The sequence below is a fragment of the Streptococcus australis genome (assembly GCF_003943615.1).
Classification (GTDB): domain Bacteria; phylum Bacillota; class Bacilli; order Lactobacillales; family Streptococcaceae; genus Streptococcus; species Streptococcus australis_C.
Map to the genome: position 1 here is coordinate 241,472 of NZ_RJPZ01000003.1, position 17,759 is coordinate 259,230.

Genomic DNA, 17,759 nt, shown 5'->3' on the forward strand with positions numbered 1-17,759 from the left:
CTCCTTTTCAATCCCCATGATGGAACTTGATTGTTAAAATAATTCGTTATTCAATAATGTTTGTTGATTTTCAACAAAGAGGGCACGTGCTCGATCACTGCCGTAGCGTTTTTCTATCAACTGGTAAGCTTTTTCCATGTATGGAGGGCGCTGATCAACATTGTGCATATCGCTTGCAACAAAATGGACCAAGTCCTTGTCCAAGAAATACTGGGCACGTTGTTTCATGAACTTGTAGCGATCACCAAATAATTTAGGCTTGAGGACACTAGAACTATTGATCTGGGTATAGCATCCCATTCGGATCAATTCCCGCACCCGTTTTTCATTCTTTTCCAAACAGTGGTAGCGTTCAATATGGGCAACCACCGGAGTCACTCCTAAGCGCAAGACTGCGCTTAAGGCTTGATGAATCTCCTTGTAGGGCGTCGCCATACTAAATTCAATCAAAGCAAAGCTGGTCTCGGCAAGCGTTGGAATAGTCCCAACTTCTAACTTTTCTAGGATATCTTGCGTATAGTAGATTTCTGCTCCGAAATGCAAGGTCATTTCAGGCAGATAGGTCTCGACCATCTCTTTTACTGCTAAGTAATTTTGATAGATTTTCTCTTCTGGTGTTTCAAACATCCCTTTTCGACGATGGGATGTCGAAACGATGGTACGAACCCCTTGACGGTAGCTTTCCTCGATGAGGAGTTTGCTATCCTCAATCGTCTTTGGTCCATCATCCACATCAAAGACAATGTGTGAATGAATATCAATCATTGTTATTTCCTTCCATGGTTTGGTTTATCTTTTCTTTGGCTTGTGTCACACTATCAGCATTCAACTCCATCATGTAGAGGGAAGATCCTGGCATAGCATATGAAGGCAAATCATTTCGTCCTTGTCCAGTGACCGCTTGTGAAGTCACCTTGTAGCTTCCACCAGTCTCCAACTGTGTATTCACCAAATTCATAATTGTTGGCAAGGGCATATTGGTTTGCAAGGAATCTTGTAAACCAGAAACGATTTCATTGTAATTGCTCAATGCTTTGGTTGATGTTAATTTATGGATAATGGCTGCGATCACTTTTTCTTGGTTCTTCCCGCGATCGTTGTCTCCACCTTCAAGTGAGTAGCGCTCACGGACAAAGCCAAGGGCTTGCTCCGAATCCAAGTGAACTTTTCCTACAGGGAAGTGGTAGTTTCCGTGTAGACTTGTAAATTCTTGATCATTCTCTACATCAATCCCTCCGACCAGGTCGACGAGCTTCAAGAAGGATGTGAAGTTTAATCGGACATAGTAGTCAATCTTGATGCCATACAAATTTTCTAATGTATGAATAGACGCATCTACTCCATAAATCCCAGCGTGGGTCAATTTATCCCCTTGGTTGTTTCCGCCATCGGCGATCGGTACATAGGCATCACGCGGAGTGGTGGTCAGCAAAACTTGCTTGGTCTTTCGGTTGACCGTCATGATAATATTGACATCAGACCGAGAAACCGAAGTCACTGGGCCATAGGTGTCAATTCCACTAACATAGATGTTAAAGGTGTCCGCATTCGCATCCGCCTTAGCTTTGGTTTCAACTTGACGACGAATCTTGTAAGAGTATATTTTCTTTAATTTTTTCGCATAGTCAGCATCCACACTTGCAATAGTATCTTCAAAGGTACTATTCAAGACAATGGCTTGTGTCTTGTCTTCTTGTAGGGCCTGGTAAGCCGCTGCATAAGATTCCACATCTTCAATGGTCAAGTCATGCTGGCGAGTTTTCTTCACTTCTTCTACCAAGGCTAGAAGATCGTCTGCGTTATTGTTTCCCGTAGGTGCTGCTACACTGCTAATTTCTTTGATATCTTGGATTGGACTATCCGCCTTGACGTAGACAGCCATTTCAGATTCCGTATAGTTGGCATTGCGGTTCACATTTCCAGCGATATCGACCAATTGTTGGGTGACATAGGTCCCCACGGAGGTACCTAGCAAGCCTAGAACCAATAAAAATAGCGTCGTCTTTTTAGCCTTGCCTGCAAGGATCAAACCCAAGGTTAAAAAAAGTCCGCCAATTAACAATACCGTCACAAGTATATTCAAATAACGGAAAGCTAGGATATTGTAACTAAAGACATTATAAAGAAAGAGCCCCGCCACAAGTAGTGTTAAAACCCAGAGACCACTATTTACAATACGTAGCTGATCCCAGCCACTTGTTCTGATTGAATGTTTGTTTTTTCTACTTCGATTCATTTTATCCCCCATACTATTTTCTTAAATATTATAACATAAAATTGCCCTACAGATCAGAATCTATGCCCATTTCTCCACTATTAATTTTATACTATTCTGAGCTCCCTGTACAGCAATACGGGAAAAAGAAAAGGGCAAATAAAAAAGGATGGGACAAAAGTCCCAGCCTTTTTTATTTGCATTGTCGAGCAAGACGCAGTGGTTGAGTGGGCTCTACTACGCTGATTTCATCAGCTTTTACGGCCCTACTCAACTGTGCGGAGGTGGGACGACGAAATCGAATTCTAACGAATGACCGATTTCTGTCCCACTCTCTTTTTATGGGTTTATACTTTATCTTTTGAGGTAGAACTTGTGCCTGAATCCTTGCTAGTTGAGGAATCACTCTTTGAGGTATTACTTCCTTTACGAGTTTCAGCCCCATCAGCAGAGTATTCGTTTACAAAGATTTCCTTACGTAACTCAAGGAAACTTTCATCACTAAGGATATAACGCCCTTCTTTGGTTTTTGTCAATTCTAACGTGTACTCGCGTGGTTCGATGTATCCAAAGTCTTCATTCAAGCGGTCAAAGGCATAGTAGAACAAGAAATTGTTCAATAGAGACAAGCGTTTTTCTAGCTCTGGATCTGTGTTGTCTTCTAATTTTTTAACATCTTCAATTCCGTTTTCAAAAAGGCTAGATTTTGCACGGTTGATCAAGTTAGCCAAGTCACGTGTTGCAATGGCACGAGATTTGAATGTAACTGTCGCAATATCTCCTTCGTCTTCAACCTTGGTGATCTCATAGTCATCACCGATAGTTGCTAGCACTTTGAAACGAGCTTGGTCAAACAATTCCAATATTTTTTCTGGAGTAAATGTTTCAGTTGTGAGTTCAAGTGTGAAGTCTTCTGCAGGTAGATATTTTGGTGCATTTTCATCAACATATTTTTCGGTAATTTGTTTTTTCCACTTGTCAACTGACGTTCCCATCAAGGTTGTGAAACCAGAAGAATGGTCAGTGAAGATGGCACGAAGAATGATATCTCCATCTTTCTCAATTTGTTTTTTTGTTTTTTCCTCTTTTGATTCACTAGATTGTTCTACTTTATCCTCTTTGGCTGCTTTTTTCTCAGTAGCTGGTTTTGACGAACAAGCTGCCAACAACAGCAAGCAGGCTGATAAGATACCGTATTTTACGAGCTTTTTCATAAATTCTCCTTATTTTTTATAGATTATGTTCATTATACCAAAAATAGCCTCCCTGAACATTCTTAGACAAGCGTATGTCAATAAATTGTAATGTTTTGTCTCTACTTCGTAACAAAAAAGATCCCTTCTCTTGCGGAGGGATCTCATCGCCTATAGCATGGGCGCAAATAACTGCATAATCTCTTTGATCAAATGCTGGTACCAGGTGATTCGGAAAGTATCCAACTGGATCTGCTGAGACACGGAGAAAATCCCTTGAAAATCAGCTCGGATCTTGGTCAATTCTGGGCTTCGATACATCCAGACCGCATTCTCATAGTGATGAACCAGACTCCGATAGTCAAAATTGATGGTCCCGACTACTGCGACTTCATCGTCGGCCAATACTTGCTTGCTATGGATAAAGCCTGGAGTGTACTCATAAATTTTAACCCCTGCTTCCATCAGATCTGGATAAGCCCCTCGAGTAACGATTTGGATTAACTTTTTATCCGGAATGTAGGGGGTCACGATACGTACGTCAACGCCTCGGAGTGCCGCATTTCGAATATCTTCTGTCAAATCATAATCAATGATTAAATAAGGGGTCGTAATATAGACATAGTCCGTTGCCTGATTGATGATATTCTGATACACAGCCTTACCAACCTGGGACTTATAAATCGGTTTCGGTCCACTACCAAAGGGGATATAGAAACCTTCACCATCTACCGCTTGGTTTTCCATATGGTATTTATCAAAATCTTCAATTTCTCCCTGGTTAATGTACCAGTTCATGAGAAAAAGTCGCGTCAAGGCCTTGACAGCTCGACCGTCCAAGCGTACTGCACTATCTTTCCAACGGCCGAAGCGTTCTCTCTGGTTGATGTACTCATCCGCCAGGTTGACCCCACCTGTATAACCAATCTGGCCATCAATGACCAAGATCTTTCTGTGGTCTCGGTTGTTATAGGCCACCGTTAATCGTGGCACCACCTTATTAAACTTGTGGGCATCAATACCTAACTTGCGCAAGCGTTTGGAATAGTTTCCCTTGAGGGTCGCCATACAGCCAATATCATCGTATAACAGCTTCACTTCTACCCCTTCTTTAACTTTCTCAAGTAAGATATCTAGGATGCTGTTCCACATCAGACCTTCCTCGATGATATAAAATTCGAGAAAGATAAATTTCTTGGCTAAGCGCAAATCCTCCAACAATTGTGGAAACATCTGATCCCCTAGTGGGAAAAAGGTCGAAGCTGTACCGTTGTATAGGTCTGCATTGTGATCCATGGATAGAATAGACTTGACCATCCCATAGACGGCCTTGCTCTCTTCCTTTAACTGGAGGCGAAGCTCGCGGCTGTTGTCCTCACGGAAATTCATGGACTCCATATTTTCCAACTGAACCATTTCTTTTTTGGACAGACGACGCTCCCCAAACATGAGGTAAAGAAGGGAACCAAAGACGGGGATGACAGCAATTAAGAGCCAGGTCACCTTGCTCTCTGGAGGCATATTTCGGTTGACAATCGCTAAAATGGTCGAGATGTACAAGAGGACCATGATGGTGACAGACATCCAATTGGGGAACCATTCATTCAGCCAAAAGAAGGCCGCAAAAGACAGCCAGAGTTCAAACCCCATAAAGAGGATACTGAACCCATATTTGGACATTAACAATCGAAGCTTTCGAAAACTCACCCTCATTCTCCTTCTTTTATAATCCCTACTAGTATACCAGTTCTAAGAAGGGAGCGCAAACCCGATAAAATGAAAAAGAGAGGCTGGGACAAAAGTCCGGCCTCTCAATTGTCTTTGGATTGTCGAGCAAGACGCAGTGGTTGAGTGGGCTCTACTACGCTGATTTCATCAGCTTTTACAGCCCTACTCAACTGTGCGGAGGTGGGACGACGAATTCGAATTCTAACGAATGACCGATTTCTGTCCCACTCTCACTTCAGCTATTTTATTGCTTGGTTAGAACGATCGTGTCCTGATCATCCAACTCTTGGTCCGTTTCTTTCAGGGTCAATTGTTGCCCCTCCAATTGATAGCGGTAGCCATCATCTCCGATATAAATGATCTGGTTAGTAGCATCTAGTTTCACTGGCTTGATTTCTTGTTCTCCATCAGGCTCCACAGCTGTCCAGGTTCCTGTATCTCCTGTGACAACTAAAGTGATCTGATCCGCTTCATCTATCCCTTTGTAGGTTCCGTCGATATTGCCTTGAGCCACTTGAGTGTTTGTAGTATTTAAACTAGATGAACTTGAGCTTCCATCAGAAGAACTTCCTTGTGTATTCGTTGTCTTTGCTTCGGAAGCAGTCACCTGACTATTAGATTGTGAAGACAGTGGTGTTTGCTGGTTTGAACATGCTCCAAGTAAGAGGACTGTAGCTATTGCTAATAAAACAGTCATTTTCTTTGCCATGGATGGTCTCCTTTCGCGCCAACTTTTTTTAACGGACTTCCCCGTTCATTTGTGGCTCATCTTCAGTATACGATAGAGGTGGTTTTTGGTCAATCTTTATGACTGACTGATGAAGGTTACTGCCTATAAAGGATTCTTGCCTTGCTCTAATAGATAGGCGCGAACTTCTGAAATGAAGTAGAGTGAGCCAGTGACAAATAGCAGCTCTTGCCCATCTTGTCGGCTATAATAATCCTGTAAGTAATCTCTGAAATCAGCTACATAAGGATAACCTAAGCCATCCGCCTCTTGGACAACCTCCCCATATGCAAAGGTCGTCACCGTTAAGTCCGCCTCCGGCAAGTCTCTTGAAAAGATCTCCAACATCCCCTTGTAATCTTTACGCTTTAAAGCACCAAAGAGGATCTTCACCCGCTTATCTGAAAAGGTACGCGCATATTCGACTAATCGATGGATGGCATGAGGGTTATGAGCGCCATCTAGATAGACTCCTTGCCCAAAGTTCTCCAGACGACCCGGCCAGCTAGTCGCTTGCAAAGCCTCCCGAACACAGTTTTCATCAACTTGCTTCCCTCTCTGCTCCATAAAGAGGAGAAAGGCTTCGAGAGCCACCGCAGCATTCTCTTCCTGGTAAGCTCCATTGAGACCAATTTTTAGCGAATCAAATCGGTGCTGGGCATCTTGGAAGACACCCTTTACCAGTTGGAAATCGTCTCCATAGCGAGCTAGCGAACAGCCTGTTGCCTTGGCCTCTTCTATGCAGACACGCTCAGCCTCTTCAGCCAGTGGACCAATAACAGCCGGCTTCCCTGCTTTAAAGATTCCAGCTTTTTGAGCAGCTATGGCCTCTAGACTTCCTCCCAAGGTATCTTGATGATCCAGACCTACTGAGGTAATCACTGCTACTTCTCCTGTGATGACATTGGTCGTATCGAGGAGGCCCCCAATCCCAACCTCAATCAAGGCCAAGTCTACTTCTTGCTCATGAAAATACAAAAAGGCCAAGAGGGTGATAATCTCAAAGTAGGAGAGTTGGTCGTGAGTCTCGAGAAGCTGAGACTCCATCTCTTGGATTCTCTGACCCAAGCGAATCAGATCCTGATCCGAAATCGGTTGCCCATTTATACAAATCCGATCATGCATACTAACGATATGCGGAGAAGTAAAGGTCCCAACTTTCAGACCATGCTGCTGGAATAGTTGTCGCATAAAAGCAATGGTTGATCCCTTCCCGTTTGTCCCTGTCACATGGATCATAGGAACTGCTTCATGAGGGTTCCCTAAGAGCTTTACAGCCTGTTGCATGCGCCCCAAGCCTGAACGAAAATTGAGTCCAATTCGACTATTCATCCATTCTTCAATTTGATTCATTTCTTTCTCCTAAAAGAAAAGAGCGATCAAGCCACCTTGCTGGCTCACGCTCCGCTATTTCTTTAATTGCTACTCCGCTTCTAGTGTTCCTAGAAGCAGAGCTAAAAACGTCCCCCGGACGTTCCAACTCTCTCCAGCTTCTAGGAGTTGGGCTAAAAACATCCACTGGATTTACTTGCGGTCTGCATTTTCAACGCAAGGGTAAAAATGTTCACTGAACATTCCAACTCTCTCCAGCTTCTAGGAGTTGGGCTAAAAACATCCACTGGATGTTTTTACTCCTCCATAAAGCTGTTGAAGACTTCTTCAATCATATTCCATTCATCATCTGAATCTTCTGGGATTGGTTGAAGGTCGCCTTCTGTTCCGTCTTCGTTTTCAGTAAATGAGTATGCTTGGATTTCTACTTCACCATTTTCATCTTCTTCTGCATTTGCAGGAATCAAAAGAACATAGTTTTTACCAAATTCTTCTTTTCCATCAATGGTCAAAAGAATTTCAAACAAGGTTTCATTTCCTTGCTCATCTACCAATGTAATCAATTCGCGTTCGTCATGGTTGTGATCATGATCATGATTGTGTGCCATCTTTTTTCCTCTTTTTTTCTAAAATTTTCGATCTAAATAATTTTGTAAAATCAACTGGGCAGCCAATTTATCAATGACTTTTTTACGCTTATTTCGGCTGATATCCGCTTGTTCAATCAGCATTCGCTCCGCTGCAACGGTCGTCAAACGCTCATCCTGATACTCAACCGGCAAGTTGAATAACTCTTCAAGGCGCTTCCCATAAGCTTGACTCGCTTCCACTCGAGGGCCGCTTGTGTTGTTCATGTTTTTTGGTAAACCAACGACAAAGCGATCAACCCGGTATTCCTTCACCAGTTCAGAGAGACGGTCAAAGCCAAACTCTCCCTTCTCCTCATTAATCTGAATAATCTCCAGACCTTGAGCAGTAAAACCTAATGGATCACTGATGGCTACTCCGACTGTCTTCGAGCCAACGTCTAGTCCCATAATTCTCATTAGAGATCGATCCCTTGCCCTTTCAAGTAGTAACGAACCAATTCTTCAACAATTTCATCTCGTTCGTACTTACGAATTTGGTTGCGAGCGTTGTTATAACGAGGTACATAAGCAGGATCACCACTGAGTACATAACCAACGATTTGATTGATTGGATTGTAGCCCTTCTCATCCAAAGATAAGTAGACATCCTTTAATGTATCACTAATTTCTTTACGATTTGAATCGTCAAGATTAAAACGTACTGTTTCGTCTGTAAATCCCACAATACCACCCTCTTTCTTTATATTAGTACTATTATACCATAATTTCCATACCTTTTCAAACGAAAAATATTGATTTTACGGGCTTTCTTGAACTTTTCATCACTTGTTTTTGAAAGCAATCTTCTGCATTTTTCAATGACTTTATTTTACTTCTTTAAAGCCATTTTTTTCCATGTTTTTGATGAAGAGCGTTGGAGAGTAAGTCTTGATCATTTTGCAAATATCTCCCAAGTCTTCACTGTTTTTAATGTCATCGAAGTCTACTTTATCAGGATCAATCTCAATCTCAGAGACCATTGCTTCACCTGTCCAATCTGATGTCACTGTAATCCCATCGTAGTCTCTTAGTTCATCAATGCCCCCTTCACCTTCATAGCCCTCAATCAAGGCTTGCTTGGCACCCTCTTTATCATCCTCAGCATCGATCAACTTCTTGATTTCAGCTTTGAATTCATCCGACACATGAGTCGATAGTTTGATTGAAACTTTCTTGTATTTCTTTCCTTGGTAAGATACTGTCACTGTAATTTCTTGTTTACCTACCACGTCATCCTCATCGACATCTCTGTCAATCTTAAAAGTCCGAGTGACGACGCTATCTTTCGATAAGGACTTGCCCCCTTTTGATTGAGAATTCCCACAACCTACCAAGACAAGCAATCCTGCAACGACTAGTAATAGAATTTTTTTCACGTTTTTCTCCTTATTCTTCTTTTGCTCCATTACGGAGTAGATTATCCATGTATTCTGTTGGTGTCAACTTCAACAAATCTGCAACATTGGCTGTTTTGAAGTACTCTAACTCCACTGCTTTTTTCGTATCCAACTGGGTGAAATCATAGGTGATGACCGTTTGGTATTCATTTTCATTTGGTACGGTCAGTTCAATTGTAAAACCTGGAAGAGCCCGCGCCTGTTTGAGTTGCTCATCCTTGTCCATTGACTCCACCATCAATCGTTGGGTTTCTTCGAGACCAACCTCTTGAATGGCATTTTTCAATTCATCACTGACAGGAGTGGTATTGGTCATGACCAATTTTTGTAATTGTTCCCCTTGATAGGTGATGGTCTGTTCTTGGCGAATACCTTTCTCATCTGTCGGAAGAACAAAATGTTTGGTAAAGACTTGCTGCTCTTCTGCCTTTTCTAACAGATTTCGATTTTCTTTATTAAACGATTCAATTTTAGCACTGTTGGATTTTTGAACACTGGAAGAATCGGTTTTCCCATGTTTCTTCTGTTCACAAGCTGTCAGCGCCAGGAGCAAAACTCCTAGACAAATAAGCTTCTTTTTCATGTTATCTCCTTTGATAAGCTTCTATTAAGGGATTTTGCCCACAGAAGTATTGTATCATAGAATTCCCTGCAAAAACATTCTTACAACCATTTTTTGTGGATTCTTTATCAAGACACAAAAGAAAAAGTCGAGATCGTAGGATCTCGACTCTTCTCAGTAGCTAAACGATTGGCTACTTGTTTCTTATAGGGCTGCTCTTAAGCGAGCCTCCGCATTTTCAACATTTCGTACAGAACGTGGTAAAAAGGCCCGAATATCATCTTCCTTATAACCAACTTGAAGTCGCTTGTTATCCACTAGGATAGGGCTTTTCAAGATTCGTGGTGTTTCTAAGATGATATCGATGACTTCATTCATGCTGAGGTCTTCAATATCGACCCCTAGATTCTTAGCATATCGATTTTTTGAAGAAACGATACTTGCAATTCCATTTTCTGTTTTGGTCAAAATATCGAGCAATTCTTCTTTTGTAATTCCTTCTTTACCAAGGTTTTGTTCTTTATAGATCAACTGATGAGCATTTAGCCAAGTTTTGGCTTTTTTACAACTCGTGCAACTTGAAACTGTATAAATTTTAATCATGTATGCACTCCTTTCGCCACACGATAATAACATTGTAGTATATTATACCATAAAAACCATCAGTCTTTCGACCTATTTTGAAAAAAATTACTCTTCAATCTCAATTGCATCATCAAGATCTAGTGTCACTTCTTCAACAAGTGGGCTTTCAGCTACTTCATCTTGTGCAACTACAGCAGTGTCATCATCGATCAAACCAAAACGCACGCGCACTTGGTGATCAATCTCATCAAAAATTTCTGGATGGTCTGCCAAGTATTTCTTAGCATTTTCAGAACCTTGGCCAATCTTCTCGCCGTTATAAGAATACCAAGCACCAGCTTTTTGGATCAAATCGAGGTCTGTTGCAATTTTCAGCAATTCGCCAGTACGTGAAATTCCTTCTCCGTACATGATTTCAACCATAGCTTCCTTGAACGGTGGAGCTACCTTATTTTTCACAACCTTGATCTTGGTTTCTTTACCAACGTTGGTATCTTTTTGATCCCCCGTTCCCTTGATCTGGGTATTCCCACGAACATCTAGACGAACAGAAGCATAGAATTTAAGGGCACGACCACCGGGTGTGGTTTCTGGATTTCCAAACATGACCCCAACTTTTTCACGCAATTGGTTGATAAAGATGGCAATGGTCTTGGTCTTGTTGATAGAAGCTCCGAGTTTGCGCATGGCTTGACTCATCATCCGTGCTTGCAAACCAACGTGGCTATCCCCGATATCGCCATCGATTTCTGCGCGTGGTACTAAGGCAGCAACAGAGTCAATTACGACCAGATCAACGGCACCTGAGTCAATCAATTTACCAGCAATTTCAAGTCCTTGTTCCCCTGAGTCTGGTTGAGACAAGAGGAGTTCATCAATATTGACCCCAAGAGCTGCTGCATAAGATGGATCCAAGGCATGCTCGGCGTCGATAAAGGCAGCAATGCCTCCTTCTTTTTGGGCTTGAGCTACTGCATGGAGGGCAACGGTTGTTTTACCTGATGATTCTGGACCATAGATTTCGATGATCCGACCTTTTGGATAACCACCAGCACCCAAGGCAATATCAAGAGCCAAGGAACCAGAGCTCATGACTTGTACTTTTTGTTCTGCGCGTTCGCCCAGACGCATGATGGATCCTTTACCAAAGTCTTTTTCGATCAACTTCAGGGCATCATTGAGGGCTTTTTCACGCTCATCTCCAAATTTCTTTGAGATATCATCTAATTTTTTCTGTTTTTTCGCCATTCTTTTCTCCTCTGTTCAAAGCGTAGTGTTTTACACCTTCTTTTTATTATAGCAAATTTTCATCTAATAATACAGTCTTGCGTACCAGATTAAAGGCATGGAGGACTGCGACTTTACGAACATCCATACGACTCCGGCCAGCGATATTGACCTTGATCGATTGGGCTCCTTTAGGACCCGCAACTCCAATAAAGACAGTTCCTGCTGGGTGCCCTTCCAGACTATCTGGACCGGCAACACCTGTCAGACTGACTCCATAGTCAGCCCCTGTTAAGAGACGGGCTTGTGCCGCCATCCGCTCAGCTGTACGGGCAGAGACCACTCCGTGTGCTTGTAACTCAGTTAGGGGGATTTGGAGCATTTTGCTCTTTTCCTCTATGCTGTAGGTGACGAAACCTCCTGGCAAGACCGCTGAAGCTCCTGAGAAATTAGCCAGAGTCGACTGGAACATCCCGGCCGTCAAGCTCTCCGCTGCGGTCAGGGTCAAGCCCTTCTCGCGCAAGAGTTCAAAAGCCATCTTAGCTAGGGAATTGTCATCTCCATAGCCATAGAAGAGCTGGCTCAAGGATTGACCATCCAAGGTCTCATGACGGAGAATCACTTGCTCCAGTTGATCCAATTTCTGATCTGCTCGCTCTTGTGATGTAGCCTTGGTCGACAAGCGCAAGGTGACTTCTCCGGTCTTAGCATAAGGGGCCAAGGTTGGGTCCGTTTGACCATCAATCACATCCGCCAAGACGGTTACCAGCTGGCTTTCCCCAATCCCAAAGAAGCGCAAGACACGTGAATAGAGCTTCTCTCCTGTCGCTAGAAGAGGCACCAGCTCATCATTGACCATGGGTTTCAATTCACTCGGAGGACCAGGCAAGACCACATAGCTAACGCCCTCTACTTCGATCAGCCCTCCCACTGCCAAACCGGTTAGGTTTTGGAGGGGCGTAGAGCCCGTTACTATTTGAGCCTGTCTCAGATTATTGGGAGTTCGGACATGGTCTGGCCGACTGGCAAAGAAGCGATCCAACTTGGCCATTGCTTCGGGATCAAATGTCAAGTCTCTATCCAAGAACTGGGCTAGGGTTTGCTTGGTCAGATCGTCTTCGGTCGGCCCCAGACCTCCTGTGAGGATGACGAGATCACTTCGATCGCGCGCAATCGCAAGAACAGACAAGAGACGATCAGCATTATCTCCAACTGCAGTTTGGAAATAAACGTCGATCCCTAGACTGGCCAACTTTTCTGATAAGAATTGCGCATTGGTATTGACAATTTGTCCAGTGAGAATTTCGGTTCCCACTGCAATGATCTCTGCTTTCATAACGCCTCCACTTATACTATTCGTAATTTTTCTTCATTGTAACACAATTTCCTAAATTATTTTAAAAACAGATTGAAGAAAAAGTTCATTTTAGGTAACTTTCTTCAATCTTTTTCTTTTAGAGTATTATAAAGTAAAAAAACTCTTATAAATTCCGTTACATCAATATTCTTAAGAGATTTAACTACGTGGTAACCAACTTCTAAAAGGGCTTGCTAATATTCTGAAGTAAGCACATCGAGCGGTTATTTTTCTATTGCTTTATTGACATAAAATCGTATCTCTAACGCTATTCCTTATATTTTTCTATCATTTTTTATGATACAATAGCATCAATTTATTTTTAGGAGGATAATATATGACTTCTACTATTGGTATTATAAGTTTATCTAGTGGGATTATCGGTGAAGACTTTGTCAAGCATGAAGTGGACTTGGGTATTCAACGTCTCAAGGACCTCGGACTCAATCCTATCTTTTTACCTCATTCACTAAAAGGCTTAGATTTTATCAAAGAACATCCTGAAGCTCGTGCAGAGGATTTGATTCAGGCCTTTTCTGATGATAGTATCGACATGATCCTATGCGCCATTGGTGGAGACGATACCTATCGCTTACTACCTTATCTTTTTGAAAATGACCAACTACAAAAGGTTATCAAACCAAAGATTTTTCTCGGTTTCTCGGATACGACCATGAACCATCTCATGTTGCATAAACTAGGAATCAAGACTTTTTACGGCCAATCCTTTATAGCAGACATTTGTGAGTTAGACAAAGAAATGTTGCCATATAGCCTCCACTACTTCAAAGAATTGATTGAGACGGGAAGAATCTCAGAAATCCGCCCTAGTAACGTTTGGTATGAGGAACGGACTGATTTTAGTCCCAAAGCCTTGGGAACACCTCGTGTCAGCCATGCAAATACAGGTTTTGACTTGTTACAAGGCAATGCTCAGTTTGAGGGAGAAATCCTCGGTGGTTGTCTTGAGTCTCTCTATGATATTTTTGACAACTCTCTACACGCAGATAGCACAGACCTCTGCCAAAAGTACAGACTCTTCCCTGACTTATCCGACTGGAAAGGAAAGATTCTATTGCTAGAAACAAGTGAAGAAAAGCCTGAACCTGATGATTTCAAAAAAATGTTGCAGGCTTTAAAAGAAACTGGGATATTTGAAGTCATTAGTGGACTCTTGGTCGGAAAACCTATGGATGAAACCTTCTATGACGACTATAAAGAGGCACTATTGGATATCATTGACAACAATATCCCGATTATCTATAATCTGAATGTTGGCCATGCCACACCAAGAGCGATTGTTCCTTTTGGAGTCCACGCGTATGTAGACGCAACGGAGCAAGTCATTCGCTTTGACTATCACAAAGAAAGCTGAGATGAATTTCTCAGCTTTTTTCTGTATTCTCTGATGTTCTAGATATCTAACGTCACTTATTTCCACTTTTCCATTCACAATCATTCTCATGATCATTGACCAGTCCTGCTGCTTGTAGGTAGGATAGGACCGCAACGGGGCCTGTAAACTTAAAGCCTCGCTTTTTGAAATCTTTGGATAATTTCTCAGATAGAGCTGTTTTGGCAGGCGCCTGCCGGTAATCCGGGACGTCATTGCTGATGGTTTTCCCCTCAACAAAAGACCAGAGATAGCTATCAAAAGAGCCGAACTCTGCCTGGACTTGTAAAAAGGCCTGGGCGTTGGCCCTTGTCGCAAAGATCTTGGCTCGATTTCGAATGATGGCTGGATTATCTAATAAAGCTTCCAGCTCCTCATCCGACATCTCTGCGACACCTTGAAGGTGATAGCCATGAAAAGCCTCACGGAAAGCCTGCCGTTTATTGAGTACCGTCTCCCAAGAAAGTCCCGCCTGATAGGTCTCCAAGCAAAGCAACTCAAAAAGGGCGTGGTCGTCATGGAGGGGCTGTCCCCATTCCTCATCATGATAGGCTACATATAGTGGGTTGTTCATTTTTACCCAGCCACAGCGTTTTGGCATAAACTTCTCCTATTTCACCAGCATCTTAAGAGCAGACTTGATATAGTTCTCTGCTGTATCGGTCGTACCTTCAAAGAATTTCTTGATTTTCTTGAGCTCCGCCGCCTTGTAGCCCAAAGCCAACATGGCTTCCATGGCTTCTTCAAGGGCTTGGTTTTCTTCTGTCGCCTGAGCTTTAGATTGAGCTGGTGCATCCTCTAGATCAAGGTTAATCTTACCTTCTAGGTCCAAGACCATCTGTTGGGCTGTTTTCTTGCCGATCTTTGGAAACTTGGTCAAGTAGGTGATGTTCTTACTTTCGATGGCTTGAACAAGGCCTGCATTGTCATCCGCAGCGATGATGGCTAAAGCTGAGACTGGGCCAATTCCAGAGACCGAGATCAAGTTCAAAAAAAGCTTTTTCTCTTCTTCGGTCGCAAAGCCATAGAGAAGATGAGCGTCTTCACGGACTACTTGATGGAGATATACTTGCACCTCTTGGTTCATTTTGCCAGAGTAAGCGTAGGGATTGGCCACATGTAAGAGATAGCCGATCCCAGCTGTTTCCACCACGATGTATTTGGCAGTGATTTTCGTTAAGCTTCCTTTAATGTATTCGTACATAAGATTCCTTTATTCTTTGTTTAATATTTGCCTAATTCCCGTAGGCTGGTGTGATTTTCCTGAATGCGTCGGAACATCTTTTCCATGTCCGACTTGGTGAAGTTGACCAAGACCGGACGGCCATGAGGGCAGTTATAAGGGTTGTCACATTGGGACAGTTGGTAGATCAGATCGCGTGCGGAGTAATCATCCAGGGTGTGATTAGCCTTGATGGATCGTTTGCAGGACATCATGATGGCCAACTCCGCCCGGTATTTCTTGATGGACACTTCCTTGGTCAAGAGGAGCATGTCACACATCTCATAAATGCCCGACTCGATCTCTTCTTCCTTCATCCAGACCGGATGCTCCCGCAAGATCAACTGGTTGCTTCCATATTCTTCCAAGTAGACTCCCACTTCTTCTAGGAGGTGCTTGCGCTGTTGCAGGCGGATCAGATCGTCCGCAGGGAACTCAAAGATATAAGGCACCAGCAGTTGTTGTTGACTGCCATCCACGTCCCCGATGCTCTCTCGGTATTCTTCGTATTTGACCCGCTCTTGGGCCGCATGCTGGTCAATAATGTAGAGGCCCCCATTACCTTGGGCAAAGAGATAGGTCCCATGCATCTGGCCAAAATATTCCAACTCTGGGAAGGTTGATGTTTCCTCACCCTCCAGCTTGTCATAGGCCTTGTCTAGACTAGCCAGATCCAACTCTGGGTGGTCTAGTTGGTCGTACTGAGGCGTCTTTCGCTCCGCAAACTTGATAGCTGGTGACTTAGTCTCCTGATTTCCCTCTTCTGGGGCAAAGAGAATCGTTTGCTCTGGGCTTGTTTCACCACTTGGACGAGATTCCCCAACCTCTGGACGGACAAAGAAATCTCCCTTGTCTCGGTCGTAATAGAGGCTGTTTTCTTTTAGGGGGAGACTGGTCTGAACCGGCTTTTCTGTTCGACGAAGTGTCGATTTGGCCAGATTTTCCAAAGCATCTGGAATCAGATCTTGCTCTTTCAAAGTGGAAACAATCGCTTGGGAAATCAAGCCCATCAGTTCTCGTTCTTTAGAAATACGGACCTCTTGCTTGGTCGGGTGGACATTGACATCAGCTAGATAGGGGTCAATCTGGATATTGATGACCGCTATCGGGAAGCGTCCGACCATGAGTTTACTGCCGTAGCCATCCAAGATAGCCCGGTTGAGCAAGAAATTCTTGATGTAACGGCCGTTGATAAAAAGACTAATATAGTTGCGATTGGCCCGGGTCAGTTCTGGCAAAGAGACGAAGCCGGACACTTCAAAGTCCAAATCACCTGTCTCGATGGCAACCATTTTCTTGGCGGTAGCAAGGCCGTAGACTCCTGCGATGGCTTGGCGGAGATTTCCCGTCCCTGCCGTCCGTGTCATTTCATGGCCGTCATTGATCAAGGTGAAGGCAATCTCTGGATGGGCCAGACTCAAGCGATTGAGAATGTCGACGATATGGGACAACTCTGCCTGTTGGCTCTTCATATATTTGAGGCGAGCTGGTGTATTGAAAAAGAGGTCCTCGATCTTAATTTTAGTCCCCACAGGGCTAGTCGCCGGCTCAAGAGAAGCGATTTCCCCCCCTTTAGCCTCTAGCTTGGTTCCATGACTGGCTCCTTCCTGAGCTGTTAGAATGGTCATAACACTGACAGAGGCAATGGAGGGCAAGGCCTCGCCACGGAAGCCTAGGGTCCGAATCCGAAAGAGATCGGCTTGACTCTTAATCTTACTAGTCGCATGGCGACGAAGGGCTAATTCCACTTCCTCGTGGGCAATCCCTTGTCCATTATCCGTGATTTGAATGGTCTTTAAGCCCGCTTCTTCAATCTCTACGACAATCTGACTGGCTCCTGCATCGATGGAGTTTTCAACCAGTTCCTTGACCACACTAGCAGGGCGCTCGATGACCTCACCGGCAGCGATCTGATTGGCTAGAATTTCTGGTAATTCGATAATCTGTGACATAGCTTCCCCTCTTATCTTTTATACGCGCATAGGTAGAACTATTATACCATATCTCTAAGGAAGGCCTCCGTTTATAAAACCTTATCCCCTAGCTCCACTAAATATACTGGGCTTCTACCAGATAAACAGACAAAATGACCGAATATGCAAAAAACCTTGTCTTGATGCCTGAAAAAGTGTTTAATAGAATTGTAAGCAAGAGGTCCTGCTAGCGGATCGCTTACCTTACGTCAATCAGTT

The 17,759-nt window shown here is 43.4% G+C and carries 18 protein-coding genes; 1 reads left to right on the forward strand and 17 read right to left on the reverse strand.

Features of this window, described 5'->3' with window-relative positions:
• Window positions 1-33 precede the first annotated feature (33 nt).
• From cps4B to D8785_RS04890, 14 genes are all read right to left on the reverse strand, one after another.
• Window positions 34-765 carry a capsular polysaccharide biosynthesis protein Cps4B gene (cps4B, locus tag D8785_RS04820; RefSeq protein WP_125374659.1) on the reverse strand — a complete coding sequence of 244 codons (732 nt, stop codon included), beginning with the start codon at window positions 763-765 and terminating at the stop codon, window positions 34-36.
• Window positions 758-2,236, reverse strand: a complete 1,479-nt coding sequence (gene cpsA, locus D8785_RS04825) for an LCP family glycopolymer transferase CpsA (protein WP_260469869.1) — start codon at window positions 2,234-2,236, stop codon at window positions 758-760. The genes cps4B and cpsA overlap by 8 nt, the downstream gene beginning before the upstream one ends.
• Window positions 2,237-2,562: 326 nt before the next feature.
• Window positions 2,563-3,429 (reverse strand): hypothetical protein, encoded by an 867-nt coding sequence (locus D8785_RS04835; protein ID WP_185759620.1) that lies wholly within the window; start codon window positions 3,427-3,429, stop codon window positions 2,563-2,565.
• Between the two features lie 150 nt (window positions 3,430-3,579).
• A complete protein-coding gene (cls, locus tag D8785_RS04840; RefSeq protein ID WP_125374661.1) occupies window positions 3,580-5,115 on the reverse strand; it encodes a cardiolipin synthase in 1,536 nt (511 codons plus the stop codon).
• A 265-nt stretch (window positions 5,116-5,380) separates the two neighbouring features.
• Entirely contained in the window at window positions 5,381-5,845 is a 465-nt protein-coding gene (locus D8785_RS04845) for an SP_0198 family lipoprotein (protein WP_125374662.1), read from the reverse strand.
• A 123-nt stretch (window positions 5,846-5,968) separates the two neighbouring features.
• A complete protein-coding gene (locus D8785_RS04850) occupies window positions 5,969-7,216 on the reverse strand; it encodes a bifunctional folylpolyglutamate synthase/dihydrofolate synthase (protein WP_125374663.1) in 1,248 nt (415 codons plus the stop codon).
• A gap of 275 nt (window positions 7,217-7,491) precedes the next feature.
• Complete coding sequence (locus tag D8785_RS04855; RefSeq protein WP_006595405.1) at window positions 7,492-7,803, reverse strand: DUF1292 domain-containing protein; 312 nt, start codon at window positions 7,801-7,803, stop codon at window positions 7,492-7,494.
• An 18-nt stretch (window positions 7,804-7,821) separates the two neighbouring features.
• The gene (gene ruvX / locus D8785_RS04860; protein ID WP_117744821.1) at window positions 7,822-8,241 is read right to left on the reverse strand and encodes a Holliday junction resolvase RuvX; all 420 of its coding nucleotides are present in this window, start codon (window positions 8,239-8,241) and stop codon (window positions 7,822-7,824) included.
• Complete coding sequence (locus D8785_RS04865) at window positions 8,241-8,507, reverse strand: IreB family regulatory phosphoprotein (protein WP_006597020.1); 267 nt, start codon at window positions 8,505-8,507, stop codon at window positions 8,241-8,243. Before D8785_RS04865 ends, ruvX begins: the two co-directional genes overlap by 1 nt.
• Window positions 8,508-8,648: 141 nt before the next feature.
• Window positions 8,649-9,200, reverse strand: coding sequence for an SP0191 family lipoprotein (locus tag D8785_RS04870; protein WP_125374664.1), 552 nt, complete (start codon window positions 9,198-9,200; stop codon window positions 8,649-8,651).
• Window positions 9,201-9,210: 10 nt separating this feature from the next.
• Window positions 9,211-9,804 (reverse strand): SP0191 family lipoprotein, encoded by a 594-nt coding sequence (locus D8785_RS04875; protein ID WP_125374665.1) that lies wholly within the window; start codon window positions 9,802-9,804, stop codon window positions 9,211-9,213.
• A 183-nt stretch (window positions 9,805-9,987) separates the two neighbouring features.
• Entirely contained in the window at window positions 9,988-10,386 is a 399-nt protein-coding gene (gene spx / locus D8785_RS04880; protein WP_006595399.1) for a transcriptional regulator Spx, read from the reverse strand.
• A gap of 87 nt (window positions 10,387-10,473) precedes the next feature.
• Window positions 10,474-11,616, reverse strand: a complete 1,143-nt coding sequence (gene recA / locus D8785_RS04885; protein WP_006595398.1) for a recombinase RecA — start codon at window positions 11,614-11,616, stop codon at window positions 10,474-10,476.
• Window positions 11,617-11,662: 46 nt separating this feature from the next.
• Window positions 11,663-12,931: a competence/damage-inducible protein A gene (locus D8785_RS04890; protein ID WP_125374666.1), complete on the reverse strand. Its 1,269-nt coding sequence runs from the start codon at window positions 12,929-12,931 to the stop codon at window positions 11,663-11,665.
• Between the two features lie 358 nt (window positions 12,932-13,289).
• Between D8785_RS04890 and D8785_RS04895 the strand changes: the two genes are divergently transcribed.
• Window positions 13,290-14,327 carry a S66 family peptidase gene (locus D8785_RS04895; protein WP_125374667.1) on the forward strand — a complete coding sequence of 346 codons (1,038 nt, stop codon included), beginning with the start codon at window positions 13,290-13,292 and terminating at the stop codon, window positions 14,325-14,327.
• Window positions 14,328-14,379: 52 nt separating this feature from the next.
• Here D8785_RS04895 and D8785_RS04900 read toward each other — a convergent pair whose 3' ends face one another.
• The 3 genes from D8785_RS04900 to mutL are packed head-to-tail and all read right to left on the reverse strand — an operon-like array spanning window position 14,380 to window position 17,519.
• Window positions 14,380-14,946 carry a DNA-3-methyladenine glycosylase I gene (locus D8785_RS04900; protein ID WP_125374668.1) on the reverse strand — a complete coding sequence of 189 codons (567 nt, stop codon included), beginning with the start codon at window positions 14,944-14,946 and terminating at the stop codon, window positions 14,380-14,382.
• 9 nt (window positions 14,947-14,955) lie between these two features.
• Entirely contained in the window at window positions 14,956-15,549 is a 594-nt protein-coding gene (ruvA, locus tag D8785_RS04905) for a Holliday junction branch migration protein RuvA (protein ID WP_125374669.1), read from the reverse strand.
• Between the two features lie 20 nt (window positions 15,550-15,569).
• Window positions 15,570-17,519 (reverse strand): DNA mismatch repair endonuclease MutL, encoded by a 1,950-nt coding sequence (mutL, locus tag D8785_RS04910; protein WP_125374670.1) that lies wholly within the window; start codon window positions 17,517-17,519, stop codon window positions 15,570-15,572.
• Window positions 17,520-17,759 lie beyond the last annotated feature (240 nt).

Coding starts and splice junctions, on each gene's coding strand:
- cps4B (WP_125374659.1), bottom strand. CDS start 765: ATGATTGATATTCATTCACACATTGTCTTTGATGTGGATGATGGACCA.
- cpsA (WP_260469869.1), bottom strand. CDS start 2,236: ATGAATCGAAGTAGAAAAAACAAACATTCAATCAGAACAAGTGGCTGG.
- D8785_RS04835 (WP_185759620.1), bottom strand. CDS start 3,429: ATGAAAAAGCTCGTAAAATACGGTATCTTATCAGCCTGCTTGCTGTTG.
- D8785_RS04845 (WP_125374662.1), bottom strand. CDS start 5,845: ATGGCAAAGAAAATGACTGTTTTATTAGCAATAGCTACAGTCCTCTTA.
- D8785_RS04850 (WP_125374663.1), bottom strand. CDS start 7,216: ATGAATCAAATTGAAGAATGGATGAATAGTCGAATTGGACTCAATTTT.
- D8785_RS04855 (WP_006595405.1), bottom strand. CDS start 7,803: ATGGCACACAATCATGATCATGATCACAACCATGACGAACGCGAATTG.
- ruvX (WP_117744821.1), bottom strand. CDS start 8,241: ATGAGAATTATGGGACTAGACGTTGGCTCGAAGACAGTCGGAGTAGCC.
- D8785_RS04875 (WP_125374665.1), bottom strand. CDS start 9,804: ATGAAAAAGAAGCTTATTTGTCTAGGAGTTTTGCTCCTGGCGCTGACA.
- spx (WP_006595399.1), bottom strand. CDS start 10,386: ATGATTAAAATTTATACAGTTTCAAGTTGCACGAGTTGTAAAAAAGCC.
- recA (WP_006595398.1), bottom strand. CDS start 11,616: ATGGCGAAAAAACAGAAAAAATTAGATGATATCTCAAAGAAATTTGGA.
- D8785_RS04890 (WP_125374666.1), bottom strand. CDS start 12,931: ATGAAAGCAGAGATCATTGCAGTGGGAACCGAAATTCTCACTGGACAA.
- D8785_RS04895 (WP_125374667.1), top strand. CDS start 13,290: ATGACTTCTACTATTGGTATTATAAGTTTATCTAGTGGGATTATCGGT.
- D8785_RS04900 (WP_125374668.1), bottom strand. CDS start 14,946: ATGCCAAAACGCTGTGGCTGGGTAAAAATGAACAACCCACTATATGTA.
- ruvA (WP_125374669.1), bottom strand. CDS start 15,549: ATGTACGAATACATTAAAGGAAGCTTAACGAAAATCACTGCCAAATAC.
- mutL (WP_125374670.1), bottom strand. CDS start 17,519: ATGTCACAGATTATCGAATTACCAGAAATTCTAGCCAATCAGATCGCT.